Consider the following 1,451-nt stretch of genomic DNA (forward strand, 5'->3'; position numbering starts at 1 on the left):
AAACTCATTTAAATCACTTTGCTATTAAGTACAAATTGATTCTTAGAGCGAACCAGATTGCTTGGCAGGAGCTTAAAAATATGGCAGCTTAAAATTGACCGTGCGTAACATGAGTTATTAACTTGATCTGCCACCAGTTTTTCGGCATTTTCAGGATTGCTTACAGTTAGGGGATCTAAGTTTTGCTCTACTCCAGCTACTTGTAAGGCAAACCTTAATTTATCATTAGCCTTTACATTTCTAGGATTAACCCATGTTTTTAACGGCTCGCCTATTTGTTGCCATCCCACGGTGATCGGATTGGGATCTTTTACCGTGATTAAATTATAACTGTAATTTAGTTGGGGATCCGCAAGGGTATTATTTAAATAAACATAATTAGCACTGGCTTCGCTGGTTTTATAAACTACATTGCCCTGTGCGGTATTCAACTCACCCACTGCTATTAGTTTGGGATGGGTCGAATCGTTATTAATTTTCGCAGCTAGAATGCTCTCCCATGTAGATAAATTGGTGCTTGTGATGGGTAAAGAGTAAGTAGCTAACGATATTTTTTGCCCGCTTCCTTTCTTTTCACTCTCCAAAGTAAAATTAACCATATCCCCGGCCTTGGGTGGTTCATTGATTCCTGCTGTCCAATAAATCCGGTTACCTAATAAGGACCATATAGACTCAGGAGGAACAACGGTGCCATTTTCAAGGTGGACATCAGCACAAGAAATAAAATTTTCTCCCGCAGCATCCACTCTTTGCCAGATAGTAACAATAACTTGTTTCGCATCTCCACTAAAATTAGGCATTTTACATTGCCAAGCACCACTCGCGTCAGCAGGTACCGCGCATACAAAGTGTAAATCATTGAGGCTGGGGTTGGGTTTATATTTGCCAGCTGGATACTCGGTGGTAAATACAAAATTATTACTTGGAGTATGCCAGGCAGTATAACCCCATTTGAATTGTACGGCATCCCCGGCACTGATCTTGGTCATTTTATCATCGGGAAGAGACTGATTTAGGATAGGTAAATAGCCTTGGTTATTGGCAGCGTAAGCACAGAGTTGATCATTTTTTACGGGATAATAATCTTTATAAAATGCCAGCGGTCCGGTACCGTTGGCTTCACTAGAATAATTAATAATTTCGTTTAGTGTTTTAGTGCCCCAATTATTGGGTAAATTATTAGAAATTTGGTTTTGATTATAATTGACTTGAGCTTTTTGACCACTATCTACGGTGTAGGCAATACGTGAATAAGGGGCTGTTTGATAGCCATGAGCAAATAAACTGTGAGTGGTTAAACTACCGCATATCAATATAAAAAATTTTAATGGGTAACTCATGTTACGCACGGTCAATTTTAAGCTGCCATATTTTTAAGCTCCTGCCAAGCAATCTGGTTCGCTCTAAGAATCAATTTGTACTTAATAGCAAAGTGATTTAAATGAGTTTTT

Annotated in this window: 1 protein-coding gene; it reads right to left on the minus strand. The window is 38.9% G+C overall.

The features are described from left to right. Positions 1 to 8 precede the first annotated feature (8 nt). Positions 9 to 1,340: a lytic polysaccharide monooxygenase gene (locus tag ELY15_RS15745; RefSeq protein WP_127101699.1), complete on the minus strand. Its 1,332-nt coding sequence runs from the start codon at positions 1,338 to 1,340 to the stop codon at positions 9 to 11. Between the last annotated feature and the right edge of the window lie 111 nt (positions 1,341 to 1,451).

It is taken from the genome of Legionella sp. km772, assembly GCF_003989735.1.
Taxonomy (GTDB): Bacteria; Pseudomonadota; Gammaproteobacteria; order Legionellales; family Legionellaceae; genus Legionella.